We start from the raw sequence: 26,472 nt of genomic DNA, 5'->3' as shown, positions 1-26,472 counted from the left end.
GTGAGCGGCCTGTCGTCGCCCGGGGCGCGGGACCGCGGGGGTCCGGTGGGCCGGTGGTCAGGCGGCCGTGCGCAGGCCCGTCGACCGCAGTTCGCGCTGGCGTACCGCGTGCTCGTTCGTGCGGACGTCGTAGGCCATCAGGCCGGGCAGGCAGAGGGCGAGCAGGCCGACCGCGCCCGCGCACAGGACGCCGCCGGACCACACGGACGCCCGTACGCCCCACCAGGCGGCGAGCCCGCCGGAGCGCACCTGGCCCAGCTGCGGGCCCACGGAGTACGACAGCAGCTCGATCCCGGCCAGCCGGCCGCGCAGCTCGTCCGGGATGGTCTGGTTCCACATGGCGCCCCGGAAGATCCCGCTGACCATGTCGCAGCCGCCCGCCACGGCGAGGAACAGCAGCACCAACCAGACGTTCCCGGCCACCCCGGCTGCGGCGATGGCCAGACCCCACAGCAGCGCCGCGAGGACCACCATCCGGCCGTGCCGGTGCACCCGCGAGGTCCAGCCGCTGGTCACGCTCACCAGCAGCGACCCGAGCGGCACGGCGGCGTACATCAGCCCCAGCGACCAGCGGGCGTCCAGCTCGTCCGCGAGGAACGGCAGCACGGCCAGCGGCATCGCCAGGAACATCGCGGCCAGGTCCACCGCGTAGGTGCCCAGCAGCTCCTTGCGGTTCCAGGCGTACCGGGCGCCCTCCGCGACGGCCCGCAGCGACGGCTTCGCGGCCTCGTGGGAGGCGGGCTGCGCGGCGATGCGGACCACCAGCACCACCGAGAGGGCGAAGGTCGCCAGGTCGGCCGCGTAGGCCGGGGCCAGGCCCGCGTACGCCACGATCACGCCCGCCACCGCCGGACCGGCCACCCCGCCCACGGTCCAGCGCAGCGAGTTCAGCGCGGTCGCAGCGGGCAGGTGCTCATGGGCCACGATGCGCGGCCACAGCGCGTCCAGCGCGGGCCGCTGCACGGCGGTCAGCGCGGAGGACAGCGCCGCCACCACGTACAGCGGCCACACCGCCGGGTGCGGCAGCAGGGCGTCCACCAGCAGCACGGCGCTGAGCACCCCGAGGCCGGCCTCGGTCCACAGGATCAGCCGCCGCTTGTCCATCGCGTCCGCGAGCGCCCCGCCGTACAGCCCGAACACGATCAGCGGCACCAGCTCCACCGCGCCGATCGCGCCGACCGCCGCCGCCGAGCCGGTCAGCTCCTTCATCTGCACCGGCAGCGCGACGAAGGTCAGGAACGTCCCGAAGTTGGAGATCAGCCCGGACACCCACAGCCTGCGGAAGTCGCGTGAGGAGCGCCACGGGGCGAGATCGGGCAGCAGCGCCCGCACCCCGGACGGCGGCTCGGCGGACTCCGCGACGGGTGGGACGCCGGACGGAGCACCCGCGGAACCCACAGAAGCAGGAGCACCCGCAGAAGCAGAAGAAGCCGGAGCACCAGGAGAAGACGGAGAAGACGGGGCGTGATCGGTCACGTCGGGTCATGTTCAGGCACAGGCTCGGCTGGAGCAAATGGGTTTCCCCGGTTCCTACCAGCGGGCGGGCGGCGGAGCCGTCAGCGCCTCCGCCAGCCGGGACAGCCGGTCCCGCCACCGCCCGCGCCCGCGCGGTCCCGGCAGCGGGTTCTCCCCGGCCGCCGCGCTGACCAGGTGCTGCACGGTGTCCAGGTCGAGTTCGCCGCCGTCCGGCACCGCCAGCGTCTCGTGCGCCATCGCCGCCAGCTCGCCGCCGCCCGCGCCCAGCGCCAGCACCGTCGCCCCGGCCCGCCGCACATCGCGCACCCGCGTCAGCAGCTCCGCGGGCTCGCCCCCTCCGCCGGGCACCTCGGGCGCCACCACCAGCAGCGTCTCGCCGCGCCGGGCCGCCGCCAGCCGGCCGAGCCCGACCGCGAGGTGCGCCGGATCCGCCGGACCCGCGCCGTGCCGCACCAGGGTGGGCGCCAGCTCCGGCGTGCCCGACCAGGCGGCCTCGTCCACCAGGTGCGCGGCCAGATGCCACGGCTCGTGCTCCGGCGTGCCCACCAGCAGCAGCCCGCCCCCGTGCGCCACCACCGACCCGCGCAGCGCCCCCGCGAACCGCCGGGTGGTGTCCAACCACTCGGTCCCGGCGAGCACTTCGCGCAGCAGCGCGACCCGTACGGCGTCCATGGGAGCGCATACTGCCCCAAACGGCCGCTGCCGACGCGCAGTTCGCACCCGGTTCGCCCGCACCGGGGACACCGGGCGGCACCGCTGACCCGGCTCACCCGGACGGGTGGGGGAGGGGCCGCGGACGTAGAGTCGGCCCATGACCTCTACCGACAGTGCACAGAAGGCCCCCGCCAAGGACCCCTGGGACCTGCCCGACGTCTCCGGACTGGTCGTCGGCGTGCTCGGCGGGACCGGCCCGCAGGGCAAGGGGCTCGCCCAGCGGTTCGCCCGGTCCGGCCAGAAGGTGATCATCGGCTCGCGGGCCGCCGACCGGGCGCGGGCGGCGGCCGAGGAGATCGGGCACGGCGTCGAGGGCGCCGACAACGCCGAGACCGCCCGCCGCAGCGACGTCGTGATCGTCGCGGTGCCCTGGGAGGGCCACGGCAAGACCCTGGAGTCCCTGCGCGAGGAACTGGCCGGCAAGCTCGTCGTGGACTGCGTCAACCCCCTCGGCTTCGACAAGAAGGGCGCCTACGCGCTCACCCCCGAGGAGGGCAGCGCCGCCGAGCAGGCCGCCGCCCTGCTGCCCGGCTCGCGGGTGACCGCCGCCTTCCACCACCTGTCGGCCGTCCTGCTCCAGGACCCCGCGATCGAGCGGATCGACACCGATGTGATGGTCCTCGGCGAGGAGCGCGCCGACGTGGAGATCGTGCAGGCGCTGGCCGGCCGGATCCCCGGGATGCGCGGGGTCTTCGCCGGGCGGCTGCGCAACGCCCACCAGGTGGAGTCGCTGGTCGCCAACCTGATCTCCGTCAACCGCCGCTACAAGGCGCACGCGGGGCTGCGGCTCACCGACGTCTGAGCACCGCCCGCGCACCGGTCCGGGACGCGCATGGGGGACACTGGTCGGCGAAGCAGTCCCGAGCAGTGCCCCCGTGTCCCCGACAGGAGTCCGCCCCCATGCCCCGCCTCGCCCTCTACGCCCTGATCGTCTGCGTGCTCACCGTGGCCGCGGCCGTCGTCTCCTTCGTCCAGGGCAGCTGGCTGGGGATCGTGTGGGTCCTGCTGGCCGGACTGTCGTCCAACATGACCTGGTACTACCTGCGCCGGGGCCGCGCGGCCCGCGGCGGCTCCGTCACCGGCTGACCGCGCAGTACTCGTTCGTCCCCTGCCAGAAGCGGTACAGCTCCTGGCCGCAGTAGCGGTCGGGGCCGTCCACGCCCAGATGGCCCAGGATCGCGTGGACCGCGTCGAAGAAGGCGCTGTTGACCGAGGGCAGCCACAGCAGCGCGAAGACGAACAGCAGTCCGAACGGCGCGAACGGCTCCACCTGCCGCTTCAGCCCCTGCGACAGCCACGGCTCCAGCACGCCGTAGCCGTCCAGACCAGGAACCGGCAGGAAGTTCAGCAGCGCGGCCGAGACCTGGAGCAGCGCGAGGAAGGCGAGCGCGTACCGGAAGTCGCCCGGCACCCCGTCCAGCGCGTCCAGCCAGAACGGCGCGGTGCACACCGCCGCGAACAGCACGTTGGCCAGCGGCCCGGCCGCCGAGACCAGGCTGTGCCGCCAGCGGCCCCGGATCCGGCCCCGCTCGATGAAGACCGCGCCGCCGGGCAGCCCGATCCCGCCCATGATCACGAAGATCACCGGCAGCACGACGCTCAGCAGCGCGTGCGTGTACTTCAGCGGGTTCAGCGTCAGATAGCCCTTCGCGCCGACCGTGATGTCACCGCTGTGCAGCGCGGTGCGGGCGTGCGCGTACTCGTGCAGGCACAGCGAGACGATCCAGGCAGCCGTCACGAACAGGAACACCGCGACGCCGGGCCGCTCGGCGAACCCGGTCCAGGTGGCCCACCCGGTGACGGCGGTGACGGCCAGGATCCCCAGGAACACGGGGCTGATCCGGCGGTCGCCGCGGCGGGCGGTGGCGGTGGTCATGGTCGGGGCGCTCCAAAGGACGGGTCCGGTGCCGGGCGCGACCGGCGGGTGGGGTCGACCGTACCGGTGACACGGGGGGAACGTGCTGCGGCGGGTCCTCGGTTCCTGGTAGTCGTTACGCTGTCATCAAGTCGACTGAGGAGGTGGCCATGACGATCGCCGGCAATTGGGTCGAGTCCATGCAGGAGGCCATGGAGGTGCCCAGGAGCGCACGCCTCCGGCTGACGAGGAACGGGCTCACCTTGGTACCGGTCACCTACGCGCACAGGATCACGCAGCGGCGCATCGAGAATCAGATCGAGGAACGGCTGCCGGGATGGACGCCGATCAGCGAGTTCGGTGTCATCCCTCCCCGGGAGGGTTACAAGCCGGAGCCCGACGCGTCCGCCGTGCGGCTGGAGCAGGTCCGTACGGACAAGAGCGAGGTCAGCGAGTCGCTGCTGCCCTTCGTCGTCGAAGTCGTCTCCCCCGAGAGCAGGAACCGCGACTACAGCACCAAGCCCGACCACTACGCGCTGCGCGGCATCCCCGCCTACCTCGTCGTCGACGTGCTCAGCGCCCGCTGGACCCTGCTGACCCGGCCCGAGGACGGCGTCTACCGGCACGAGGAGTCGGGCGCCTTCGGGGACGAGATCCGCATCCCCGTCGCCGACCAGACCCTGACCCTCGACTCCTCCCAGTTCGTCCGCATCTGAGACGCCTGTCCCCGCCGCTTTCCCGCCGCTTTCCGCCACGGGGAAACCCCCGAGCGGCTCCGGGGCGTCCCCGGGGACAATGGACCCCGTGCGCTACCGCATCCTCGGCACCACCCAGGCATTCCGCCCCGACGGCACCGCCGTCCCGGTCGGCGGTGCGCGGCTGCGCGCCCTGCTGACCGTGCTCGCCCTGCGGCCCGGACGTACGGTCCCGGTGTCCGTCCTGGTCGACGAGGTCTGGGAGGACGATCCGCCCGCCGACGCCACGGGCGCGCTCCAGGCCCTGGTCGGACGGCTGCGCCGGGCGCTCGGCGCGGACGCGGTGGCCTCCGCCGAGGGCGGCTACCGGCTCACCGCCACGGCCGACGACATCGATCTGCACCGGTTCGAGCGCCTGGCGGGCGAGGGCCTGGCCGCACTCGCCGACGGCGACCCGACCAAGGCCGCCGCCACCCTCGACGACGCCCTCGCCCTGTGGCACGGCCCCGCCCTCGCCGACCTGCCCGACCGCACCGCCGAGGCGGCCCGCTGGGAGACCCGGCACCTGGACGTGCGCCGGGCCCGCCTGGCCGCCGCGCTCGCCCTCGGAGACACCGACCGGGCCCTGCCCGAGCTGACCGCCCTGTGCGACACCCACCCCCTGGACGAACCCCTCCAGGCGCTCAGGCTGCGCGCCCTGCACGAGGCCGGCCGCACCGCCCAGGCGCTCGCCGCCTACGAGGACGTACGGCGTCTGCTGGCCGACCGGCTCGGCTCCGACCCGGGGCCCGAACTGCGCGCGCTGCACGGGCGGCTGCTCGGCGGCGACCGACCGCGGCAGGACCGGCGGCGGGGCGCGGGCTCCGACGCGTACGTCACCGCCGCCGCCCCCGGCCGCCCGTCGGCCGCGGCCCCCGGGACCCCGGCCGCCGCCCCCGCCGACCCCGCGCCCCCGGCCGCCGCCCCGGCGGCGCCGCCCAGCAACCTGCGCGCCCGGCTGACCTCCTTCGTGGGCCGCGAGAGCGACATCGACGCGCTCCGCGCCGACCTGGGAAGCGCCCGGCTCATCACGCTCCTCGGGCCCGGCGGGGCCGGCAAGACCCGGCTGTCCCAGGAGGCCGCCGAGGCCCTGCGGCCCGCCCCCCGCGACGGCGTGTGGCTGGCGGAACTGGCCCCGGTCGACGACCCGGACGCGGTGCCCGAGGCGGTGCTGACCGCGGTGGGCGCCCGCGAGACCGTGCTCTACGGCGCCGGCGCCGAGGAGATACGGGCCGCCGTCGCCGACCGCCACGACGACCCGGTCGAACGGCTCGTCGAGCACTGCGCCCGCCGCCGCATGCTCCTGCTCCTGGACAACTGCGAGCATGTCGTCGACGCCGCCGCCCACCTCGTCGAGGAACTCCTCGCCCGCTGCCCCCGCCTCACCGTCCTCGCCACCAGCCGCGAACCCCTCGGCGTACCGGGCGAACTGCTGCGCCCGGTGGAGCCGCTGCCCGATCCGGTCGCGCTGCGCCTGTTCGCCGAGCGCGGCGCCGCCGTACGGCCCGGTTTCCGCACCGACGCCGACGCGGACACCGCCGCCGCCTGCGCCGAGATCTGCCGCCGCCTGGACGGGCTGCCGCTCGCCATCGAACTGGCCGCCGCCCGGCTGCGGATGCTCTCCCCGCGGCAGATCGCCGACCGGCTCGACGACCGCTTCCGGCTGCTCACCTCCGGCAGCCGCACCGTGCTGCCCCGCCAGCAGACCCTGCGCGCCGTCGTCGACTGGTCCTGGGACCTGCTGGACGCGGGGGAGCGGGAGGTGCTGAGCCGGCTGTCCGTCTTCGCCGGCGGCTGCGACCTGGCCGCCGCCGAGGCCGTGTGCGGGCCCGCCGCCTTCGACGCCCTCGGCTCCCTGGTCGACAAGTCGCTGGTGGTGGCCGCGCCCGCCGCCGACGGCGCGATGCGCTACCGGCTCCTGGAGACCGTCGCCGAGTACGCCGCCGAACGGCTGGCACAGACCGGCGGCCGGGCCGCGGCCGAGCGCGCCCACCTCGTCCACTACCGCGAACTGGCCCGCACCACCGACCCGTTGCTGCGCGGCTCCGGCCAGTTCGCCGCCATCGCCCGCTTCGAGCTGGAGTACGAGAACCTGCGCACCGCCCTGCGGCACGCCGTCGCCGAACGCGACGAGCACGAGGCGCTGTGCCTGATCCACTCCCTGGGCACGTACTGGCAGATGCGGGACGTGCGCATCGAGGCCCGCAACTGGTGCGCGGACATCATGGCGTTCACCCCCGACCCGTTCGCCGAGCCCGTGCGCCGCGCGGTGCCGGTGTGGCGGCGGTGCACGGACGCCCCGCCGCCGATGAGCGAGGACGTCCTGGCGGAGGCCCGCCGTGGCCTGCACCTGCTCCACCTCGCCTGCATGGACACCGAACTGGAGGCGTGGGAGACCCCCGAGGCCAAGCGCAAGCTCCGGGCCGTCACCGAGGTCTACGAACCCGGACTGCCCCAGACCTGCCGCTACCCCGGCATGCTGTGGTTCTTCGCGGTGATACTGAGCGGCGACATGGAGCGGCTGCGCACCGTCATCGACGCGACCGTGGACACCTGCCGCAGCACCCCCGGCTACGAGCACGAACTGGCCGGCGCCCTCCAGATGCGGGCCAACCTGCTGGCCAACCGCGTCGAGTGGACCGGCGATGCCACCCGCGACGCCGACGAGTCGCTGGAGATCTACCGGCGCTTCGGGGACGCCTGGGGGGCCGCCGAGGCGCTGTCCGCGCGCGGCGAGTCCCATGAGCGCGCCGGACGGTATCTGCGGGCCGCCGCCGACTACGAGGAGGCCGTGGGCCACGCCGAACGGCTCGGCGCGCGTGCCCAGACGGCGGTGCTCCAGTCGCGGCTGGGCAGCGCCCTGATCGAGGCGGGGGACGTGGAGCGCGGCGAGCGGCTGCTGCGTGAGGTGATCGACGGCAGGCTGGGCGCCGGGAGCGAGGCGATGCCCGCCGCCCGGCTGTTCCTGGCCGGCCACCTCGGGATGACCGGCCGCATCCCGCAGGCACGCGAGCAACTGCGGCTGCTGCGCGAGGAGTTCGGCATCTCCCACTTCATCGTCTTCGACTCCTTCATCCTGGGCGCCGAAGCGTGGCTGGACGCGGTCGACGGCCGTCCCGAGGAGGCGCTGGCCAAGGCGGGACAGGCGATGCGGGGGGCCGGTGACCCGCTGTCCCTGGCCATCGCCCCGCACATGCGCGCCCTCTATCTGATGGTCGGCGCGATGGCCCTGCCCGCGCTCGACGGCGGCGGACGGGCCCGGGACGCGGCCCGCTGCCTGGCCGCCGCCGACGCCCTGCTGCCCGCCCGCCATGTCTCCTCCGCCATGGAACGCCATGTCCGGGACCAGGTCGTGGAGCGGATCCGGGGCGCGCTGGGCGCGGACGGCTTCGAGGCCGCGTACGCCGAGGGCGGCGGCCTCTCCCCGGAGGAGGCCGCCGCCCTGTTCTGAGGCGCGCGCCCTCAGGTCTTGGTGCGGAACTTGTGGATGGCGAGCGGGGCCGCGACGGCGGTGATCGCGACCGACCAGGCCACGGTGATCCACAGGTCGTGCGCGACCGGCCCGCCCAGCATCAGACCGCGGGCCGCGTCGGCGAGCGTGGAGAGCGGGTTGTAGTCGGTGAAGTGCTGGAGCCAGCCCGGCATCGACTGGGTCGGCGCGAAGATCGACGAGCCGAACTGGAGCGGGAAGAGCACCAGGAAGCCCATCGCCTGCACGGACTGCGCGTTCTTCAGCATGACGCCGAGGGTGAGGAACACCCACATGATCGACGAGGCGAACAGCGCGGACAGGCCCACGGTGGCGAACAGACCGGTCCAGTGGGTGATGTGGAAGCCGACCAGCGCGGCGACGACCATCAGCACGACCGTGGCGAACAGCATCCGGAACAGCTCGACCGCGATCTTCGCGAACAGCACCGAGCCGCGGCCGATCGGCAGCGACCGGAAGCGGTCCATGACACCGCTGTTGAAGTCCTGGCTGAAGCCCGTGCCGACGCCCTGGGACAGCGTCATGCTGTTCATCGCCAGCATGCCCGGGATGACGTACTGCACGTACTGCGACTGGCCGCCGCCCAGCGCCTGCCCGATCGAGCCGCCGAAGACGTACACGAACAGCAGGGTGAAGACGATCGGCATCAGCAGCGCGTCGAACATGGACTCCGGGTCCTGGCGGATCCAGAGCAGGTTGCGCCGGATCAGCGCGCCGGTGTGCCGCAGATGTCCGCGCAGCGGGATCCGCACGTCGGCGGTCGGGATCTGAGTGGTGACGGCGCTCATACGGCGACCTCCTCGCGGGCGTCGGCGGGGCTGGCGTCCTGCGGGGCACTGGCGCGGTGGCCGGTGAGGGACAGGAAGACCTCGTCCAGGCTGGGCAGTTCGGTGGTGATGGAGGTGATGGTGATGCCGCGCGCGGTCACCGCGCCCACCACGGCGGTCAGCTGCTCGTCGCTGAGGACGGGCACCAGCAGCGAGCCGGTCTCGGTGTCCACGGTGGTCGTCGCCAGCCCGGTGATACCCAGCTCGTCCAGCATCCCGGCGAGCGGGCGCAGTTCGCCCGGGTCGGCCGGCCTGACGCGCAGGGTGCGCCCGCCGACCTTGGCCTTCAGCTCCTCGATGCGGCCGCCCGCGATCACCTTGCCGCGGTCGACCACGGTCAGCTCGGAGGCGAGCTGCTCGGCCTCCTCCATGTACTGGGTGGTCAGCAGCACGGTGACGCCGTCGCCGACCATCGCCTTGACCTCGTCCCAGACCTCGTTGCGGGTGCGCGGGTCCAGGCCGGTGGTCGGCTCGTCCAGGTAGAGCACCGCGGGGCGTCCGATCATGGACGCGGCCAGGTCGAGTCGGCGCCGCATGCCGCCGGAGTAGGTGCTGGCCGGGCGCTTGGCCGCCTCGGTGAGCGAGAACCGCTCCAGCAGTTCGTCGGCGCGGGTGCGGGCGTCCTTGCGGGACAGGTCCAGCAGCCGCCCGATCAGATAGAGGTTCTCCCAGCCCGGCAGCTTCTCGTCCACGGACGCGTACTGCCCGGTGAGCCCGATGACCCGGCGCAGCTGCCGGGGCTGGCGCACCACGTCGTAACCGGCGACGGTGGCCTCGCCGGAGGTGGGGGCGAGCAGGGTGGAGAGGATGCGGACGAGGGTGGTCTTGCCGGCGCCGTTCGGCCCGAGCACGCCCATCACGGTGCCCTCGCGCACATCGAGGTCGACGCCGTCCAGCGCCTTGGTCTCGCCGTAGTGCTTGACCAGTCCCCGTACCGTCACGGCGACCCCCGCGCCGCCGGGGTGCTTGTCGATTCGTGTCATGGCGAAGACGATGCCACCCGCCACCGACAAACCACCGACAGTCCGCCGACGCCCGCCCGTCCGCCGCCGACAGGCATCCGGCGCGGGGGCCGGGCGCCTGCCTGGGCGTCCGCTCAGCGGTGCAGCGGTGCGGCCGCCTCCGGTACGTGGCCGGTGACGACGCGGGCCGCGGGGACCGGGGTCGGACGGCGGCGGTCGACGGCCTGCGCGGCGGCGGCCACGGCCAGGCCGAGGACGGCCAGGGCGCCGCCGGCGAGCGCCGGGGAGGTCGCGCCGAAGCCCGCGGCCAGCGCGAGCCCGCCGATCCAGGCGCCCCCGGCGTTGGCCAGGTTGAAGGCGGCCTGGTTGGCGGAGGAGGCCAGCGAGGGCGCCGCCGCCGCCTTCTCCATCACCATGAGCTGGAGCGGGGAGCCGGTGACGAAGGCGGCCGTGCCGAGCAGGGTCACCGCGAGCGCCGCGCTCCACCCGGCCCGCATCAGCACCGGGAAGAGGAGCAGCACGACGGCCAGCGAGGCCAGCCCGCCGAAGAGGGTGCCGCGCATCGAGTGGTCGGCGAGCCGCCCGCCCAGCAGATTGCCCGCGGTCGCGCCGACGCCGAACAGGGCCAGCAGCAGGGTCACGCTGGACTCGGCGTACCCGGCGGTGCCGGTGAGCATCGGCGTGATGTAGCTGTAGGCGGCGAACAGCGCGCCGAAACCGGCCACAGTGGTCAGCAGCGCCAGCCACACGGGCAGCGAGCGCAGGGCGGCCAGTTCGCCGCGCAGTCCGGCCGCCGGGGCGGCGTGCGCGGGGTCGCGGGGGATGAGCAGGGCGAGCGCGGCGATGGCCGCCACGCCGATCGCGCCGACCCCGAGGAAGGTCGCCCGCCAGCCCAGGTGCTGGCCCATGAGCGTGGCGACCGGGACCCCGGCGACATTGGCCACGGTGAGGCCGAGGAACATCAGCGACACCGAGCGTGCCTTGCGCTCGGGCGGCACCATCCCGGTGGCGACCACCGCGCCGACGCCGAAGAAGGCGCCGTGCGGCAGCCCGCTCAGGAAGCGGGCCGCCAGCAGCCAGCCGTGGCCGGGGGCGAGCGCGGAGAGGGCGTTGCCCACGACGAACAGCGCCATCAGGCCGATCAGCACCCGGCGGCGGGACATCCGGGAGGTCAGCGCGGCCAGCAGCGGGGCGCCGATGACCACGCCCAGCGCGTACGCGGAGACCAGGTGCCCGGCGGTGGGGATCGAGATGCCCAGGTCGTCGGCGACGTCGGGCAGCAGCCCCATCATGACGAACTCGGTCGTGCCGATGCCGAAGGCGCCCACGGCGAGGGCGAGCAGGGCCAGGGGCATGAAAGACCTTTCGGGGTGGGTTCCGTACAGCGTGCGACTTGTATGTTCAGCTGCGGAACAAAGTCTTTCAGGCCCGGTATTCCAGCAGGTTACGAGCTGGTTGCCGATGTGGTGACCTTCACACGCGCCGCGATCGGCAGATGGTCGCTGTCCGTGCGCGGCAGCGTCCAGGAGCTTACCGGCTCCACGCCCCTGACCATGATCTGGTCGATCCGGGCCAGCGGGAACGAGGCCGGCCAGCTGAAGCCGAAGCCGCTGCCCGCCGCGCCCTGCGTCGAGCGCATCTGGGAGGTGACCGCGCCCAGCGAGCGGTCGTTCATCGTGCCGTTCAGATCGCCGAGCAGCACCACCCGCTCCAGCTTCTCGTGTGCGATGGCCGTGCCCAGCGCGGTCGCGCTGTGGTCCCGCTGCTGCGCGGTGAACCCGGCGTTCAGCTTCACCCGGACCGAGGGCATGTGGGCGACGTACACCGCGAGCGGGCCCTCGGGCGTGGCCACCGTGGCGCGCAGGGCGCGGGTCCAGCCGAGCCGGAGGTCGACCGGGCGGACATCGCTGAGCGGGTACTTGCTCCACACCCCCACCGTGCCCTCCACGGCGTGGTACTTGTACGCCGACGCCAGCGCCCGCTCGTACACCGGCACCGCGGCGGCCTTCAGCTCCTCCAGCGCCAGCACGTCCGCGCCGGACGCGGCGACCTGTCGCGCGGTCCCGGTGGGATCGGGGTTGTCCGCGTTGACGTTGTGCGTGGCCACCGTCAGATCACCACCGCCGCCGGTCTTGTCGGTGACCAGGCCGCCGAAGAGGTTCAGCCAGACGGCGACGGGCAGCACCAGCGCGATCAGCGCGGTGGCCGACTTGCGCACCAGCGCCACCACCAGCAGCACCGGCACGAGCAGCCCCAGCCAGGGCAGGAAGGTCTCCGTCAGACTGCCCAGGTTGCCGACCCGGTTGGGGATGTGCGAGTGCAGCAGCATCACCAGCGCGGCCAGCACCGCGAGGACCGCCGAGACGATGCCCCGCCGCCAGATCCGGCGGTCGCCGCGCCAGCCGCGCAGCAGCCGGTCCAGCAGGCGCCGAATCCGGTTCTCCGAGCGCTCGGGCCCCGAGCCGCCGTCGTCCGTCTCCGTCAAGTACGCCTGCTGCGCCATACCGTCGCCTCACTGCCTGCCGTGCCTGCCGTGCACCGTTCACCCCGTGGGCTACGACCCTAGGGGATGATCGGCTCCGTTCCTGCCGTCCGTGACGGCCGTACGGGCACGAGGACGAACGAGGCGGGGCGCGGAGTTCCGGTCACGCCGTGCGGGGCCCGCTCTGTGACGAAACGGGCACATTCACTCCGGCGCCGGACCGGCCGGGCGCGGCACGGGCCGCAGGCCCTCCAGGACCGTGTCCACGATCTGCTCCGACAGCCCCTCGGGCAGGTCCAGATCGGGCCGCATGATGCTGCGCACCAGCATGGGTCCGACGAGGATGTCGTTGAGCAGTTCCACGTCGACGTCCGCGCGCAGTTCACCGGTGAGCTGGCCGCGGCGCAGCACCTCCACCTGGATCCGGCGCCGGGGCTCGACGACGGTGGCGTGGTAGGCGCACCAGATCTTCGGGCTGCTCTTCATCTGGGCGTAGACGTTGTGCAGGATCGCCGAGGAGCGGCTGATCAGCCCGCGCCGGCGCAACTGCTCCAGCAGCGCCACCAGATCGTCGCGCATGGAGGTGCCGGGCAGATCGGCGTCGGGCGGTTCGGCGGCCCGTACGACGTCGGCGAACAGCTCCTCCTTGCCGCTCCAGCGGCGGTAGATGGTGGCTTTGCCGACGCCCGCCGTCCGGGCGATGCGCTCGATGGAGAGTTCGGCCAGCGGCACGCCCTCTTCCAAGAGCTTCATCACCCCTTCGACGATGGCGCGTTCCACCGCCTCGCTCCGGGGGCGGCCCCGCACGGGGCACTCCGGGGCGGCTTGGCTGTCGGCGAGGCTCACCTGAGACGTCCTTTCGTCGTACCGGGTCATTGTCCACCCGGTGGCCGGCGGTGCTGCTGCCCACCGCCGGCCGGTCGCCCCCGTATGACTGCTCCGCCCCCGCTGCCGTGCCGTCCCCCGTCTCGCGGCCGCGACGGTCAGTCGGCCGCCGCCACCAGTTCCGGTTCCTCCTGGTTCTCGGGCCGGCGCGGGGTGCGGCCGGGCAGGAAGAGGGCCACCACGACCGCGCCGGCCAGCGCCACCACGGTGCCGCACAGCGAGGTCACGTGCATGGCGTGCAGGAAGGCGCTGTTGGCCGGGTCGACCAGGGCCTGCCCGCGCGGGCCGAGCTTCTCGGCGACGCCGAGCGTGGCCTCGATGGACTCGCCCGCCGTGCCGCGCAGGTCCGCCGGGAGCATTCCGAGCTTGCCCTCGATGCTGTTGCGGTACGCGGTGGAGAGCACCGAGCCGAGGACGGCGATGCCGAGCGCGCCGCCGACCTGGCGGAAGGTGTTGCTCAGCGCGGAGGCCGAGCCCGCCTTCTCGCGGGGCAGGGCCTGCATGATGACCACGCTGGTCGGCGTCATGATGTGCGCCATGCCGGTGCCCATGAGGAAGAAGACGACCTCCAGCACCCAGATCGGGGTGTCGGCCTCGAACCCGGCGAACGCGGCGAGCATCCCGGCCAGCAGCACCAGGCCCGCCGTGGTGGTCGCCTTGTAGCCGAAGCGGTCGACGACCAGCCGGGCCCGCGGCGCGAAGATCATCTGCGCGGCGGCCAGCGGGATCATGAGCAGGCCGGACTCCAGCGGGGAGTAGCCGCGCACGCTCTGGGTGTAGAAGACCGAGAAGAACGTGACGCCCATCAGGGCGAAGAAGACCAGCGCGATGGCGGCCATGGCGGCCGAGAAGACCTTGTTCTTGAAGTAGGTGACGTCCAGCGACGGGTGGTCGCTGCGCTTCTCGAAGACGATGAACGCCGCGAGGACGACGACACCGGCGATGATGGTCGCCAGCACGGCAGGGTCGGTGAAGTCGGCCAGTTCGCCGCCCTTGATGATGCCGTAGACGAGCAGCACCAGGCCGACCACGGACAGTACGACGCCGACCGGGTCGAGGCGGCCGGGGCGCGGGTCGCGCGAGTCGGGCACCAGCCAGATCATCAGCGCCACCGCGGCGACGACGATCGGCACGTTGATCAGGAAGACCGAGCCCCACCAGAAGTGGTCCAGCAGCAGACCGCCGGTGATCGGGCCGATGGCGATGGCGAGGCCGACGCCGCCCGCCCAGATGCCGATGGCCTTGGGCTGCTCGTCGCGCTCGAAGACGTTCATCAGGACGGCGAGGGTGGCCGGCATGACGAACGCGGCGCCCACCGCCATCAGGGCGCGGTAGGCGATCAGCTGGCCCGGCGAGCCGGACTCGGCGGCCAGCGCGGAGCCGATGCCGAAGACGACGAGACCGCCGAGCAGCACCTTCTTGCGGCCCACCCGGTCCCCGATCAGGCCCGAGGTGAACAGCAGGCCGGCGAAGACGAGCGTGTAGGCGTTGATCGCCCACTCCAGCTCGCTCTGGGTGGCCCCGAGCCCGGTCGGGGCCGGGGTCGAGATGGTCTTGATGGCGACGTTCAGGATCGAGTTGTCGAGCACCACTATCAGCAGGCTCAGCATCAGGACGCCGAGGATCGCCCAGCGGCGGCGGTGCACCGCTTCCGGGATCCCGGGGCCCGGGGCGGTGCGGTCGGCAGGAGTAGTCATGGGCTCGAGCGTAGGGCCTTTCCGATACGGAACCGTCTCGTATCGGAAATCCTTTACTCAGATCTTACGACCGCCCGCCTTGCCCATCCCGCGCCCGCTCGAAGCGCACACCGGCCCACGGCGGACCGAGACTTGAGGCACACGGGGGTCCCTCTGGCCCGCCGCGGGCGGAGGTGTCACCATGGTGGGGAGTCCGGGGACGCCGTCAGGGCGCCTCGAGATGATTGAAGGAGCCGTTGCAATGACGCAGCTTCCGGCTGCCCAGCCTGCACAGAAGAGCACCTCCGACGGCAGTGCCAAGACGCTGTACGGAGGAAAGGGCACCCGCCGCATCACCGTCCGCGACCTCGCCCTCGCCAAGGAGCGCGGCGAGAAGTGGCCCATGCTCACCGCCTACGACGCGATGACCGCCTCCGTCTTCGACGAGGCCGGCATCCCCGTGATGCTGGTCGGCGACTCGGCGGGCAACTGCCACCTCGGGTACGAGACGACCGTGCCCGTCACCCTCGACGAGATGGCCATGATGGCGGCCGCCGTGGTGCGCGGCACCCGGCGCGCCCTGATCGTCGGCGACCTCCCCTTCGGCTCCTACCAGGAGGGCCCGGTGCAGGCGCTGCGCTCGGCCACCCGCCTGGTGAAGGAGGCGGGGGTCGGCGCCGTGAAGCTGGAGGGCGGCGAGCGCTCGCACGAGCAGATCCGCCTGCTGGTGGAGGCCGGCATCCCGGTCATGGCCCACATCGGCCTGACCCCGCAGTCCGTCAACGCCATGGGCTACCGCGTCCAGGGCCGCGGCGAGGAGGCCGCCCAGCAGATGCTGCGCGACGCCAAGGCCGTCCAGGACGCGGGCGCCTTCGCCGTCGTCCTGGAGCTGGTCCCGGCGGAGCTGGCGGCCGAGGTGACGCGGGTGCTGCACATCCCGACCGTCGGCATCGGCGCCGGACCCGACACGGACGCCCAGGTCCTGGTCTGGACGGACATGCTCGGCCTGACCGGCGGCCGGGTGCCCAAGTTCGTCAAGAAGTACGCCGACCTGCGCGGCGTCCTGGGCGACGCGGCGCGGTCCTTCGCCGAGGACGTGATCGGCGGAGCGTTCCCGCTGGAGGAGCACTCCGTCCACTGATCCGCCGGCCCACCCGGACCACTGCGGAAACACCCGGAACAGCCCCGCCGATCTTCCCCCGTCGGCGGGGCTGTTCTCCGTGGCGCCCCCGTTCGCGCCGGGCGCTACGCCTGCTCGTGCCGGGCGCTACGCCCGCTCGCGCCAGCCGTCGGTGATCGGCAGCCTGCGGTCCTTGCCGAAGCCCTTGGCGGAGATCTTGGTGCCCGGCGGGTACTGGCGCCGCTTGTACTCGGCCCGGTCGACCATCGTCAGCGTCTTCACGACCAGCTCGCGGTCGTAGCCCGCCGCGACGATCTCGTCGCCGCCCCTGTCCCGGTCCACGTACAGCTCCAGGATCGCGTCCAGCACCGGGTAGTCCGGCAGCGAGTCCGTGTCGACCTGCCCGGGGCGCAGCTCCGCGCTCGGCGGCTTGCTGATCGAGTTCTCCGGGATCGGCGGGGTCTGGCCGCGCTCGGCGGCGGCCCGGTTGCGCCACTCGGCCAGCCGGAACACCGACGTCTTGTACACGTCCTTGATCGGGCCGTACGCGCCCACCGAGTCGCCGTACAGCGTCGAGTAGCCCACCGCCAGCTCCGACTTGTTGCCGGGGGCGAGGACGATGTGGCCCTCCTGGTTGGAGACCGCCATCAGCAGGGTGCCGCGCAGCCGGGACTGGAGGTTCTCCTCGGCCAGCCCGGTCAGCCCCAGCGAGCCCATGTACGCGTCGAACATGGGGGCGATCGACACCGTGCGGAAGTGCAGCCCGGTGCGCCGGGCCAGCTCGGCCGCGTCGCCCCTGGAGTGCTCGGAGGAGTACTTGGACGGCATCGAGATCCCGTACACGTTCTCCGCGCCCACGGCGTCGCAGGCGATCGCCGCGACCAGCGCCGAGTCGATGCCGCCGGACAGGCCGATGAGGACGGACCGGAAGCCGTTCTTGCGGACGTACGCCCGCAGGCCCGTGACGAGCGCCGTGTAGACCTCCTCGTCGTCGTCCAGCCGCTCGGTGTAGCCGCCGGTGAACCGCGGCTCGTACGCGGGCAGCGGCTCCTCGGACAGCACCACCCGCTCCACGCGCAGCCCGTCGTCCACCCGCTGCCCGTCGGCGACCGCGTCGGCCGCCACCGCGGGCAGCTCCAGGTCCAGCACCACACAGCCCTCGGTGAACTGCGGCGCCCGCGCGATCACCTCGCCGTCCGCGCCGACCACGATGGAGTCGCCGTCGAAGACCAGCTCGTCCTGTCCGCCGGTCATGGCCAGGTACGCGGTGGTGCAGCCGGCCTCCTGGGCCCGCTTGCGCACCAGCTCCAGGCGGGTGTCGTCCTTCTCCCGCTCGTAGGGGGAGGCGTTCACGGACAGCAGCAGGCCCGCGCGCGCGGTGCGGGCGGCCGGGACGCGCCCGCCGTCCTGCCACAGGTCCTCGCAGATGGCGAGCGCCACGTCGACGCCGTGCACCCGCAGGACGGGCATGGTGTCGCCGGGCACGAAGTAGCGGAACTCGTCGAAGACGCCGTAGTTCGGCAGGTGGTGCTTGGCGAAGGCCAGCACCACCTCGCCGCGGTGCAGCACCGCCGCCGCGTTCTGCGGCGCGCCGGCCGGCATGCCGTACTTCGGCTGGGCGGTCTCGCAGCGGTCGAGATAGCCGACGACGACCGGCAGCTCCCCGAGGCCCTCCTCGGCGAGCCGGGCGGCGAGGGCGCGCAGCGCGGCCCGGGACGCCTCCACGAAGGACGACCTGAGCGCCAGGTCCTCGACGGGATACCCGGTCAGCACCATCTCGGGGAACGCCACGAGATGCGCTCCCTGCTCGGCGGAGTGCCGGGTCCAGCGGACGACCGCCTCGGAGTTCGCGGCGAGGTCGCCGACGCGCGAGTCGATCTGATTCAGGGCGAGACGTAGTTGAGGCACGTCCGCCAGTGTAATCGTCAGAGCGACGCGATGGGGGGACGGGCGGGTGTGGGCCGCCCCACGCCGAAGGCGGCGCGGGGGCGGGCGCACGCACGGGCGCCCGCCCCCCGGAAGCCGGGGGACGGGCGCGCCGCGGTGCGGATACGGGTCAGTGACGGCGACGGTAGGAGTCGACGTAACCCTTCGCGGGCGAGCCGACGCCGGTGACGTCGTCGTAGCCCTTGACCGCCTTGAGCGAGCTGTCCTTGCCGAGGCTGCGCAGCGAGACGCTCAGGCCGCCGGTGGCGTCGATGCCGTTGACGAAGTCGACGCGCGCGACCGCGAGGTCCTTGCCGGTCGGCTTGTCCACGACGTCGTGGTACACCTTCGTGCCGTACTGCGAGTAGATCGCCGGGTTGGCGAACCCGATCGCCCTGCCGCCGTTCGCCTGCTGGGCGAGGGCCTGCACGCCCGCGATCACCGGCGCGGCCAGCGAGGTGCCGCCGATCCGGTACTCGGCGTACTGCTGCGACCCGTCGGGGAAGGACTGGGTCTGGCCGACCAGGAAGCCGGTGTTCGGGTCGGCGATGGCCGCGATGTCCGGGACGACGCGGTTGCCGGCGGCGTTGTTCGCCGTGGCCAGCGCGTTCGGGACGACGCCCTTCTGGTAGTACGGCTGTGCCACGGTCTTGCTGGTGCCGCCGCCCGCGCCCGAGGTGTAGGCGCCGGGGAAGCCGTCCCAGCTCTTGCCGTCGGCCGACAGGTTGGCCTTGTCGGTGCCCCAGCCGGTCTCCCAGAGGTACTTGTTCCCCTTGCCGACGGCCAGCGAGGTGCCGCCGACGGCGGTCACCCACGCCGAGTTGGCCGGGGTGTCGACCTGCTTCGTACCGGTGTTGGCGACCTCGTCGCCGTTGTCACCGGAGGAGAAGTAGAAGCCGATGCCCTCCACCGCGCCGAACTGGAACACCTGGTCGTAGGCGGCGGCCAGGTCGGGCGTCTGGTTGGCCTCGATGTCGCCCCAGGAGTTGGAGACGATGTCGGCCAGGTGGTTGTCGACGACCTTGCTCAGCGAGTCCAGCAGGTCGTCGTCGTAGCAGGAGGCGGCACCGACGTAGGTGACGTCCGCGTCCGGCGCGACCGCGTGCACGGCCTCGACGTCCAGGGTCTCCTCGCCGTACCAGCCGGACGCCTTGCACTCCTCGGTGCGCGTGTACTGGGCCGGCAGCGACTGGTGCAGCTGGCCGGTCTTCCACGGCTTGTCGCCGTTCTTCTTCGCGTACATGGCCGCGTCGAAGGCGATGGTCGGCGAGGCGTAGGCGTCGGTGATGGCGACCCGGACGCCCTTGCCGGTGTACTTGCCCGCGCCGTAGGCCGCGCGCAGCTGCTTGCCCGTGTAGCCCTTGACGGCGTACGGGACCTTCTGGCCGTACGCGGACGGCAGCGTCTTCGCGGTCTTCGAGCCGTAGTACGTGGAGAACGGCCCGGCGTTCTTGAAGACCGCGTCCGGCGGCGGCAGCTGGTCCTTGTGGTCGGACTTGTGCGGGGCGTTGTCCAGGCCCGTGACGGTCAGGACGGCGTCCCGCAGCTCCTGCGGCACCGACGCCTGCTGGGCGGGGGCGCGGTAGGTCTTCGCGCCCTTGGCGAAGTTGTGCAGCTGGGTGCCGAACGCCTTCTCCGCGGCGGCGACGTCACCGGAGACGGCGACGTAGTGCGGCGTGACGGACGTGACCTTCAGACCCGTCGACTTCAGCCACGACGTGACGGCGGCCACCTGGGCCTTCGTCGCGCCGAAGCGCGTCTGCGCCTGATCGGCGCTCAGGTACTTGCCGTAGGACGGCGAGGACGGGTCGGCGACCGCCTTGGCGTAGGCGGCCAGGCCCGCCGCGTCGCGGCCGGCCAGATACACCCGGGCGGTGACCTGGGCGCTGTCGGCGGTGGCACCCTTGTCCGCCTTGGCCGTCGCCCACGCGGGCTTGGTGCCCGTGACGGCCTGGCGGCCCGAGTGGCCCGCGGCGTGCGCCGCGGGTATGCCGAGCACCAGCGCGCCGGCGACCATCGGCAGTGTCGCTGCCAGGCTCACTCCGGCCCGCACGGTGGCGCGGTTCGATCTCATATAACCCCCTGCGATGCGGATCGCATGTAACGCAATGAGTGGTCGGACCTCGCGTGACCCGGCATGACGACCGCGGCGGTGTGGCCCCTGAATGGATCACACGATCGAGTGCCACTCTTCCCGATGAACCGTGCATGCCAGGGGAATGCGCAGGCCAAGAGAAACCCAAGGAACCGTCAGGACCGGTGTATAGCGCACGAATTGCGGTCTTCGTTCCCCGGTTTCCGGTCGCCGGACCTCACGAACCGGTCGCCGCACCACGCTTTTCGAGCATGTCCGCCATCAGGTCGATCTCCGACTGCTGCGCGTCGACCATGCCCTGCGCCAGCCGCTTCTCCGCCCCCACCGCACAGGCGGCGGCACACGCCTGCGCCATGTGGATGCCGCCGCGGTGATGCGCCGTCATCAACCGCAGATACAGCACCTCCGCCGCGCGTCCGCGCAGCCGGCCCAGCTCCTTCAGCTGCGCGTCGGTGGCCATCCCCGGCATCAGCGCGCCGTCCGTGCCGTCCGTGCCGTCCGCGTTCGGCGCCCCGGGCGTCGCGCCGCCCGTCCCCATCCCCATCCACGCCATCGGCGGTCCCGCCGACACCTTCGGCAGCCCCCACAGATCGAGCCAGCCCAACAGCATGCCGCGCTGGTTGGCCTGGGTCTGCGCGATGTCGTAGGCGAGCCGCCGCACCTCCGGGTCGCTCGTGCGGTCGCGCACGATGTACGACATCTCGACGGCCTGCTGGTGGTGGACCGCCATGTCCCGGGCGAAACCGGCGTCCGCCGAACCGGCGGCCGGCACCGTCGGGGCCGGGGCCGTGGCGCCCGCCGCCGGAGCACCGTCCGCCGGGCCGCCGCCCTCCGCGACCGCGTAGCCGATCGCGCCGACGGCGATCACGGCCGTGGCCACGGCGCCCGCGACCAGCCCGGCGACCCTCACCGGTCCACCCCGCCCGTGCAGGCGGCCCCCGGCTCCGGCGTCTGGGGACCCTGGACGAACCGGGCGAAGAACGCGTCCACGTTCGGGTCGGCCGCGCCCGTCACCGTGCGCTGGTGCGCCCACGCCGACAGCATGATCGGGTCCTTCTGGTCGGCCACCGGGCTCATCAGCGAGTACGGCGTCCTGCGCACCTTCGCCGCGAGCGCGTCCACGTCGGCCTTGGGCGCCTTGGCGTTGTACGTCACCCAGACCGCGCCGTGCTCCAGCGCGTGCACGGCGTGCTCGTTCTTCAGCGGGGCGGTGTAGACGTCGCCGTTGCAGTTCTGCCAGACCGGGTTGTGGTCACCGCCGACCGGGGGCTCCATCGGATACGTCACGGGGTCCGTGGTGTGCGTACGGCCCAGCGTGCCCTTCCAGGTCCGCACCCCGTCCTTGCCCGTCTCGAAGTGGCCGGAAGTGCCCTTGCCCTTCTTGTCGTTGCCGTTCTTGCCGTCCATGCCGCTCGGCGCCGACCCGGACGCGCTCTCCTGCGCGACCGGGGTGCCGTCGTCGGACCGCGACTGGACCAGCACCACGCCGCCGACGGCCAGACCCACGACGACGACCACGCTCGCCGCGATCACCAGAAGCCGGTTGCGGCGCTCCCGGGACCGGTCGGCACGGCGCATCTCCTCGATGCGCGCCTTGCGCTGCCCGGTGGCGGTGCTGTCCGGCTTCTTCGCGGAGCCCATGGGGAAGTCCTTCGTGTCACGGTCGGATGGGGACGGGGCGTTCGGGTGGGACGGGTGGGGCGGGCGGCATGGCAGGGGTGCCGTGGGGCCGGGCGGCGGGGCCCGGCCGGTGGGGCGCGGTGCGAGTGCGCGCTGATCGTAGTGGGGGAGGGCGTGCGGAGGGGAGAGCGGGAAGCGCCAGACGCGGGTATGGGAATACGGCTGTGCGGCTGTGCGGATAAGTTGAATGGCAGATGCGCATTATTTAGGCTGGCGGCATGCGGCTGCTGCGCTCCACCGACATGGCGCTGCGCGTCCTGATGAGGCTCGCCGTCGCGGGCGGGTCGAGCCCCACGACCAGGGAGGTCGCGGCGGACATGGGCGTGCCGTACACGCACGCCGCGAAGGTCGTCGCCGAACTCCAGCACCGGGGCCTGCTCGCCGCCCGCCGCGGCCGGGGCGGCGGCCTGACCCTCACCGAGGCGGGCCGCGGCGCGTCGGTCGGCGCGATCGTGCGCGCCCTGGAGGGCGAGGGCGACGTCGCCGACTGCGAGGGCGCGAACCCCTGCCCGCTGAACTCCGACTGCCGCCTGCGCGGCGCCCTGCGCCGGGCCCAGGAGGCGTTCTACGCCGCACTCGACCCGCTCACCGTCGCCGACATGGTCGCCTCCCCGACGGGCCCGCTGCTGCTGGGCCTGCCGACCGCGCGGCGGCCGGACGGCACCTGACCGTACGGGGACCGCGACCGTACAGGGACTGTGGACCGTACGGGAACCGCGGACCCTTCGGGGACGGGCGCCGGAACGCGGAAACCGGCCGGAGACGGTCGGGGGAACCGCCTCCGGCCGGCGCCTCTCACACCGGGCCGGGCCCAGGAACCACGTCGCTCAGGCCGCGCCCTCCGCCAGCCACAGGTCGGGCCCGAAGACCTCGTAGTGGATGTCGGCCGGGGCCACGCCCCGGGCGAGGAGCTGCTCGCGCACCGCCCGCATGAACGGCAGCGGCCCGCACAGGTAGGCGCGCGTACCGGCCGGGACGTCGACGCCGGTGAGGTCGGCCAGACCGGACCGCGCGGCGCCCTCGGCACCCTCCTCGTAGAAGAAGACCGTCCGACCGTCCGCCAGCTTGGCCGCGTACGCCTCGTGGTCGGCGCGCAGCGCGTGCGCGGCGGGGGAGCGGTCGGCGTGCACCACGGTCACGGGGGCGGCGTGGCCGTCGAGCGCGAGCTGCTCCAGCATGGCGATCACCGGGGTGACGCCGATGCCCGCGGAGGCGAGCAGCAGCGGCGCGCCGGTGTCCTCGACGACCAGGTCGCCGTAGGGGGCGGACAGCTGGAGGACGTCACCCTCGCGGACGTGCGCGTGCAGGTGGTGGGAGACCTCGCCGTCGGGGGTCGCGGCGCCGCCGCTCACCCGCTTGACGGCGAACTGCCGCTCCGGCGAGCCGGGGGCCGCGGTCAGGCTGTACTGGCGGATCTGCCGGGCGCCGTCCGCGAGGCGGACGGCGACCGAGACGTACTGGCCGGCGCGGTAGCCGGGCACCGGGCCGCCGTCGGCGGGGCGCAGCCGGAAGGTGACGACGTCGGCGGTCTCCTCGACGCGCCCGACGACCGTCCAGTCGCGCCAGCCGGTCTGCTCGCTCTGCTCGTACAGCCGCTTCTCGATGGCCATGAGGGCGTTCGCCATCAGCCAGTAGACCTCGGTCCAGGCGGCGGCGACCTCGGGGGTGACGGCCTCGCCGAGGATCTCGGCGATGGCGGCGAACAGGTGCTCGTGGACGATCGGGTACTGCTCGGGGGTGATGCCCAGCGAGGCGTGCTTGTGGGCGATGCGGTGCAGCATCAGGTCGGGGCGCTGGTCCGGGTGGTCCACCAGGTGGGTGGCGAAGGCGGCGATGGAGCCGGCGAGTGCCTGCTTCTGCGCGCCGGACGCCTGGTTGCCGCGGTTGAACAGGTCGCGCAGCAGTTCCGGGTGGGCGTCGAACAGCCGGGCGTAGAAGCGCTCGGTGATCTCGCCGATGGCCGCGCCCACGGCGGGGAGGGTGGCGCGGACGGTGGCTGCTGACTGCTCGGACAGCATCGTGTCTCCTCGAAGGCTCGACGAAGGATCGACCGGACCGCTCGGACTGCTCGGATCACTCGGACTGCTCGGATCGCTCGCAAGTTCGATCGCTCGACTGCCTCGACGGTATGAAAACTTGCATCTGAGATGCAAATTAAGAGGGAGTGGTGTCGCTCACGCCGGAAGGGCTTTCGGCCATTACGGGGGAGCCGTACAGGAGGCAAGATGGGCAGCGGAGCAGCACACCCGCCGACCCGGCGCTCGGACCCTGCGCACCTGGACCCGGCCGGACCCGGGACGGCCCCGCCCCGAGGCCCGTGACGCGTGGGAACGACGGTCCGCAACGCATGTGAAACGGTGATGTGGTGTGATGCTCGCGTGCCCGACCGCCTCTCGTGCCTACGTACGGACACAGGCGGCCTGACCAGCAAGGATGGGGAAGCGGAAGATGGACAAGCAGCAGGAGTTCGTACTCCGGACGTTGGAGGAGCGCGACATCCGGTTCGTGCGCCTGTGGTTCACCGACGTGCTGGGCTTCCTCAAGTCCGTGGCCGTGGCCCCCGCCGAGCTTGAGCAGGCGTTCGACGAGGGCATCGGCTTCGACGGCTCCGCCATCGAGGGCTTCGCCCGGGTCTACGAGTCGGACATGATCGCCAAGCCCGATCCGTCCACGTTCCAGATCCTGCCCTGGCGCGCGGAGGGCCCGGGGACGGCCCGGATGTTCTGCGACATCCTGATGCCGGACGGCTCCCCGTCCTTCGCCGACCCCCGCTACGTCCTCAAGCGGGCCCTCGCCCGCACCTCCGACCTGGGCTTCACCTTCTACACCCACCCGGAGATCGAGTTCTTCCTGCTGAAGAACCGCCCGCTGGACGGCTCCCGCCCCACCCCCGCCGACAACTCGGGGTACTTCGACCACACCCCGCAGGCCATCGGCATGGACTTCCGCCGCCAGGCGATCACCATGCTGGAGTCGATGGGCATCTCGGTGGAGTTCTCCCACCACGAGGGCGCGCCCGGCCAGCAGGAGATCGACCTGCGCTACGCCGACGCGCTCTCCACCGCCGACAACATCATGACGTTCCGCCTGGTCATGAAGCAGGTCGCGCTGGAACAGGGCCTCCAGGCCACCTTCATGCCCAAGCCGTTCTCGGAGTACCCCGGCTCCGGCATGCACTCGCACCTCTCCCTCTTCGAGGGCGACCGGAACGCGTTCTACGAGTCCGGCGCCGAGTACCAGCTCTCCAAGGTCGGCCGCTCCTTCATCGCGGGCCTGCTGCGGCACGCGGCGGAGATCAGCGCGGTCACCAACCAGTGGGTCAACTCCTACAAGCGCATCTGGGGCGGCTCCGAACGCACCGCGGGCGCCGGCGGCGAGGCCCCCTCCTACATCTGCTGGGGCCACAACAACCGCAGCGCCCTGGTCCGCGTCCCCATGTACAAGCCCGGCAAGACCGGCTCCGCCCGCGTGGAGGTCCGCTCCATCGACTCCGGCGCGAACCCGTACCTCACCTACGCCGTCCTCCTGGCCGCCGGCCTCAAGGGCATCGAGGAGGGCTACGAACTCCCCCCCGGCGCCGAGGACGACGTCTGGGCCCTCTCCAACGCCGAACGCCGCGCCATGGGCATCGAGCCCCTCCCCCAGAACCTCGGCGAGGCCCTCACCCTCATGGAGAACAGCGACCTCGTCGCCGAAACCCTCGGCGAACACGTCTTCGACTTCTTCCTCCGCAACAAGAAGCAGGAGTGGGAGGAGTACAGGAGCGAGGTCACGGCGTACGAGCTGCGGAAGCATCTGCCGGTGCTGTAGGGCTAGCCGGAGCAGGTCTTCTGCTAATTGGGAGGTGGGGCGGACGGTCGCGGACCATCCGCCCCACCGCGTCTCACCGCCCCTGGGCCGTCCGGCGTCGGATCGGTGCCCTCGTACAGGCTGTCCACGGCCTTCCGAGCCCGCGCGCCGCTGCTCGGCATGAGGTGCGCATAGGCTCGGAGCGTGAACCCGGTATCGCTGTAGGCAAAAGCACGATGCCGTCCAAGACTACGACCGGACGGGTAGGTGTTGGCAGAGCGCGTACAGTCCTCCCCTTCCTGTGAACGGTCGCGTGCACACTGTTGCCCTCCGTCTGGGCCAGGACGCGGCGGACGGCGGCACGCGAGATAGTGAACCGCTCACACAGCTTGGCTTCGGGGGGTACGAGTCACTCACGGAGAGCGAGTCCTCATAGATCAGCTCTGGCACCGGCTCAGCGAGAGACCGCCGATCGCCGCGGCAAGGGATGCGCCACCCAATGCCGGGCCCAGACTGCACCACTCCTTCAGCTTCCAGCAGTTTCAGGGCCCTGCGCGCAGGATTCCTGGAAACCCCGTGCGCGTTCGTGAGGGCAGGCTCCGACGGCAGAGTCAGCGTCAGTGGACTCGCTTCGCGCGGCGGAATGCTGCAGAAAGCTGTCAGTAGGTGCCTCACGGACTTGCTTGCGGCAACTTGGCCTCCCCCTCTACGACGGCTGGCAGCTTCCATGGCCCACCTCCAGCCCCCACGCCACGCTGCCT

The 26,472-nt window shown here is 72.6% G+C and carries 22 protein-coding genes; 7 read left to right on the top strand and 15 right to left on the bottom strand.

Translation table 11 applies throughout. The annotated features are described in order from the left end of the window. Window positions 1-57: 57 nt before the first annotated feature. Window positions 58-1,398 carry an MFS transporter gene (locus A8713_RS08700; RefSeq protein WP_064532802.1) on the bottom strand — a complete coding sequence of 447 codons (1,341 nt, stop codon included), beginning with the start codon at window positions 1,396-1,398 and terminating at the stop codon, window positions 58-60. A gap of 132 nt (window positions 1,399-1,530) precedes the next feature. Beyond that, a complete protein-coding gene (locus A8713_RS08695; protein ID WP_064532799.1) occupies window positions 1,531-2,148 on the bottom strand; it encodes a hypothetical protein in 618 nt (205 codons plus the stop codon). 139 nt (window positions 2,149-2,287) lie between these two features. Between A8713_RS08695 and npdG the strand changes: the two genes are divergently transcribed. Continuing rightward, window positions 2,288-2,992 (top strand): NADPH-dependent F420 reductase, encoded by a 705-nt coding sequence (gene npdG, locus A8713_RS08690; protein WP_064532796.1) that lies wholly within the window; start codon window positions 2,288-2,290, stop codon window positions 2,990-2,992. 98 nt (window positions 2,993-3,090) lie between these two features. Beyond that, entirely contained in the window at window positions 3,091-3,276 is a 186-nt protein-coding gene (locus A8713_RS08685) for a hypothetical protein (protein ID WP_018570507.1), read from the top strand. Here the strand turns inward: A8713_RS08685 and A8713_RS08680 are convergent. After that, a complete protein-coding gene (locus tag A8713_RS08680) occupies window positions 3,266-4,066 on the bottom strand; it encodes a site-2 protease family protein (RefSeq protein WP_064532793.1) in 801 nt (266 codons plus the stop codon). The two genes, A8713_RS08685 and A8713_RS08680, sit on opposite strands and share 11 nt — an antisense overlap. 149 nt (window positions 4,067-4,215) lie before the next feature. Between A8713_RS08680 and A8713_RS08675 the strand changes: the two genes are divergently transcribed. After that, window positions 4,216-4,761 carry a Uma2 family endonuclease gene (locus tag A8713_RS08675; RefSeq protein WP_079158884.1) on the top strand — a complete coding sequence of 182 codons (546 nt, stop codon included), beginning with the start codon at window positions 4,216-4,218 and terminating at the stop codon, window positions 4,759-4,761. Window positions 4,762-4,840: 79 nt separating this feature from the next. Beyond that, complete coding sequence (locus tag A8713_RS08670; RefSeq protein WP_064532787.1) at window positions 4,841-8,230, top strand: AfsR/SARP family transcriptional regulator; 3,390 nt, start codon at window positions 4,841-4,843, stop codon at window positions 8,228-8,230. A gap of 11 nt (window positions 8,231-8,241) precedes the next feature. Here the strand turns inward: A8713_RS08670 and A8713_RS08665 are convergent, their stop codons facing one another. The 6 genes from A8713_RS08665 to A8713_RS08640 all read right to left on the bottom strand — a co-directional run bounded on the left by A8713_RS08665 (window position 8,242) and on the right by A8713_RS08640 (window position 15,122). Continuing rightward, window positions 8,242-9,057: an ABC transporter permease gene (locus A8713_RS08665; RefSeq protein WP_064532785.1), complete on the bottom strand. Its 816-nt coding sequence runs from the start codon at window positions 9,055-9,057 to the stop codon at window positions 8,242-8,244. Then, window positions 9,054-10,079, bottom strand: a complete 1,026-nt coding sequence (locus tag A8713_RS08660) for an ATP-binding cassette domain-containing protein (RefSeq protein WP_064537338.1) — start codon at window positions 10,077-10,079, stop codon at window positions 9,054-9,056. The genes A8713_RS08665 and A8713_RS08660 overlap by 4 nt, the downstream gene beginning before the upstream one ends. A gap of 113 nt (window positions 10,080-10,192) precedes the next feature. Further along, window positions 10,193-11,413, bottom strand: a complete 1,221-nt coding sequence (locus A8713_RS08655) for an MFS transporter (protein ID WP_064532782.1) — start codon at window positions 11,411-11,413, stop codon at window positions 10,193-10,195. 89 nt (window positions 11,414-11,502) lie between these two features. Beyond that, entirely contained in the window at window positions 11,503-12,561 is a 1,059-nt protein-coding gene (locus A8713_RS08650; protein ID WP_079158883.1) for an endonuclease/exonuclease/phosphatase family protein, read from the bottom strand. A gap of 183 nt (window positions 12,562-12,744) precedes the next feature. Continuing rightward, window positions 12,745-13,386 carry a TetR/AcrR family transcriptional regulator gene (locus A8713_RS08645; RefSeq protein WP_064532779.1) on the bottom strand — a complete coding sequence of 214 codons (642 nt, stop codon included), beginning with the start codon at window positions 13,384-13,386 and terminating at the stop codon, window positions 12,745-12,747. Between the two features lie 137 nt (window positions 13,387-13,523). Further along, window positions 13,524-15,122 carry an MFS transporter gene (locus tag A8713_RS08640; protein WP_173860819.1) on the bottom strand — a complete coding sequence of 533 codons (1,599 nt, stop codon included), beginning with the start codon at window positions 15,120-15,122 and terminating at the stop codon, window positions 13,524-13,526. Between the two features lie 241 nt (window positions 15,123-15,363). On the opposite strand from A8713_RS08640, the gene panB reads away from it, so the two are divergent. Next, window positions 15,364-16,242: a 3-methyl-2-oxobutanoate hydroxymethyltransferase gene (panB, locus tag A8713_RS08635; protein WP_064532774.1), complete on the top strand. Its 879-nt coding sequence runs from the start codon at window positions 15,364-15,366 to the stop codon at window positions 16,240-16,242. 126 nt (window positions 16,243-16,368) lie between these two features. Here the strand turns inward: panB and A8713_RS08630 are convergent, their stop codons facing one another. The 4 genes from A8713_RS08630 to A8713_RS08615 all read right to left on the bottom strand — a co-directional run bounded on the left by A8713_RS08630 (window position 16,369) and on the right by A8713_RS08615 (window position 21,883). Further along, window positions 16,369-18,129, bottom strand: a complete 1,761-nt coding sequence (locus A8713_RS08630; RefSeq protein ID WP_064532772.1) for an NAD+ synthase — start codon at window positions 18,127-18,129, stop codon at window positions 16,369-16,371. Between the two features lie 148 nt (window positions 18,130-18,277). Next, window positions 18,278-20,221 carry a S53 family peptidase gene (locus A8713_RS08625; RefSeq protein WP_064532768.1) on the bottom strand — a complete coding sequence of 648 codons (1,944 nt, stop codon included), beginning with the start codon at window positions 20,219-20,221 and terminating at the stop codon, window positions 18,278-18,280. A gap of 238 nt (window positions 20,222-20,459) precedes the next feature. Beyond that, on the bottom strand, window positions 20,460-21,152 hold the full coding sequence (locus A8713_RS08620; protein WP_064532765.1) for a DUF305 domain-containing protein: 693 nt from the start codon (window positions 21,150-21,152) through the stop codon (window positions 20,460-20,462). Next, complete coding sequence (locus tag A8713_RS08615) at window positions 21,149-21,883, bottom strand: DUF3105 domain-containing protein (RefSeq protein ID WP_064532763.1); 735 nt, start codon at window positions 21,881-21,883, stop codon at window positions 21,149-21,151. Before A8713_RS08615 ends, A8713_RS08620 begins: the two co-directional genes overlap by 4 nt. A gap of 257 nt (window positions 21,884-22,140) precedes the next feature. Here A8713_RS08615 and A8713_RS08610 point away from each other — a divergent pair, with 257 nt between their 5' ends. Then, window positions 22,141-22,590, top strand: coding sequence for an RrF2 family transcriptional regulator (locus A8713_RS08610; RefSeq protein ID WP_064532760.1), 450 nt, complete (start codon window positions 22,141-22,143; stop codon window positions 22,588-22,590). A 159-nt stretch (window positions 22,591-22,749) separates the two neighbouring features. Here A8713_RS08610 and A8713_RS08605 read toward each other — a convergent pair whose 3' ends face one another. After that, a complete protein-coding gene (locus A8713_RS08605; RefSeq protein ID WP_064532757.1) occupies window positions 22,750-23,940 on the bottom strand; it encodes a globin domain-containing protein in 1,191 nt (396 codons plus the stop codon). A 430-nt stretch (window positions 23,941-24,370) separates the two neighbouring features. Between A8713_RS08605 and glnA the strand changes: the two genes are divergently transcribed. Beyond that, window positions 24,371-25,732: a type I glutamate--ammonia ligase gene (gene glnA / locus A8713_RS08600; RefSeq protein ID WP_018570490.1), complete on the top strand. Its 1,362-nt coding sequence runs from the start codon at window positions 24,371-24,373 to the stop codon at window positions 25,730-25,732. A gap of 228 nt (window positions 25,733-25,960) precedes the next feature. Here the strand turns inward: glnA and A8713_RS32045 are convergent, their stop codons facing one another. Continuing rightward, a complete protein-coding gene (locus A8713_RS32045; protein WP_335743745.1) occupies window positions 25,961-26,440 on the bottom strand; it encodes a GntR family transcriptional regulator in 480 nt (159 codons plus the stop codon). Window positions 26,441-26,472: the final 32 nt, after the last annotated feature.

The sequence above is a fragment of the Streptomyces sp. SAT1 genome (assembly GCF_001654495.1).
Taxonomy (GTDB): Bacteria; Actinomycetota; Actinomycetes; order Streptomycetales; family Streptomycetaceae; genus Streptomyces; species Streptomyces andamanensis.
Note: the sequence above shows the minus strand (reverse complement) of the source record. Positions and strands in the feature narration are given on the sequence as shown.

Excerpts from the sequence above, each read along its gene's own strand:
- A8713_RS08695 (WP_064532799.1), bottom strand. The coding sequence starts at position 2,148 with ATGGACGCCGTACGGGTCGCGCTGCTGCGCGAAGTGCTCGCCGGGACC.
- npdG (WP_064532796.1), top strand. The coding sequence starts at position 2,288 with ATGACCTCTACCGACAGTGCACAGAAGGCCCCCGCCAAGGACCCCTGG.
- A8713_RS08685 (WP_018570507.1), top strand. The coding sequence starts at position 3,091 with ATGCCCCGCCTCGCCCTCTACGCCCTGATCGTCTGCGTGCTCACCGTG.
- A8713_RS08680 (WP_064532793.1), bottom strand. The coding sequence starts at position 4,066 with ATGACCACCGCCACCGCCCGCCGCGGCGACCGCCGGATCAGCCCCGTG.
- A8713_RS08675 (WP_079158884.1), top strand. The coding sequence starts at position 4,216 with ATGACGATCGCCGGCAATTGGGTCGAGTCCATGCAGGAGGCCATGGAG.
- A8713_RS08670 (WP_064532787.1), top strand. The coding sequence starts at position 4,841 with ATGGACCCCGTGCGCTACCGCATCCTCGGCACCACCCAGGCATTCCGC.
- A8713_RS08665 (WP_064532785.1), bottom strand. The coding sequence starts at position 9,057 with ATGAGCGCCGTCACCACTCAGATCCCGACCGCCGACGTGCGGATCCCG.
- A8713_RS08660 (WP_064537338.1), bottom strand. The coding sequence starts at position 10,079 with ATGACACGAATCGACAAGCACCCCGGCGGCGCGGGGGTCGCCGTGACG.
- A8713_RS08655 (WP_064532782.1), bottom strand. The coding sequence starts at position 11,413 with ATGCCCCTGGCCCTGCTCGCCCTCGCCGTGGGCGCCTTCGGCATCGGC.
- A8713_RS08650 (WP_079158883.1), bottom strand. The coding sequence starts at position 12,561 with ATGGCGCAGCAGGCGTACTTGACGGAGACGGACGACGGCGGCTCGGGG.
- A8713_RS08640 (WP_173860819.1), bottom strand. The coding sequence starts at position 15,122 with ATGACTACTCCTGCCGACCGCACCGCCCCGGGCCCCGGGATCCCGGAA.
- panB (WP_064532774.1), top strand. The coding sequence starts at position 15,364 with ATGACGCAGCTTCCGGCTGCCCAGCCTGCACAGAAGAGCACCTCCGAC.
- A8713_RS08625 (WP_064532768.1), bottom strand. The coding sequence starts at position 20,221 with ATGAGATCGAACCGCGCCACCGTGCGGGCCGGAGTGAGCCTGGCAGCG.
- A8713_RS08615 (WP_064532763.1), bottom strand. The coding sequence starts at position 21,883 with ATGGGCTCCGCGAAGAAGCCGGACAGCACCGCCACCGGGCAGCGCAAG.
- A8713_RS08610 (WP_064532760.1), top strand. The coding sequence starts at position 22,141 with ATGCGGCTGCTGCGCTCCACCGACATGGCGCTGCGCGTCCTGATGAGG.
- A8713_RS08605 (WP_064532757.1), bottom strand. The coding sequence starts at position 23,940 with ATGCTGTCCGAGCAGTCAGCAGCCACCGTCCGCGCCACCCTCCCCGCC.
- glnA (WP_018570490.1), top strand. The coding sequence starts at position 24,371 with ATGGACAAGCAGCAGGAGTTCGTACTCCGGACGTTGGAGGAGCGCGAC.
- A8713_RS32045 (WP_335743745.1), bottom strand. The coding sequence starts at position 26,440 with ATGGAAGCTGCCAGCCGTCGTAGAGGGGGAGGCCAAGTTGCCGCAAGC.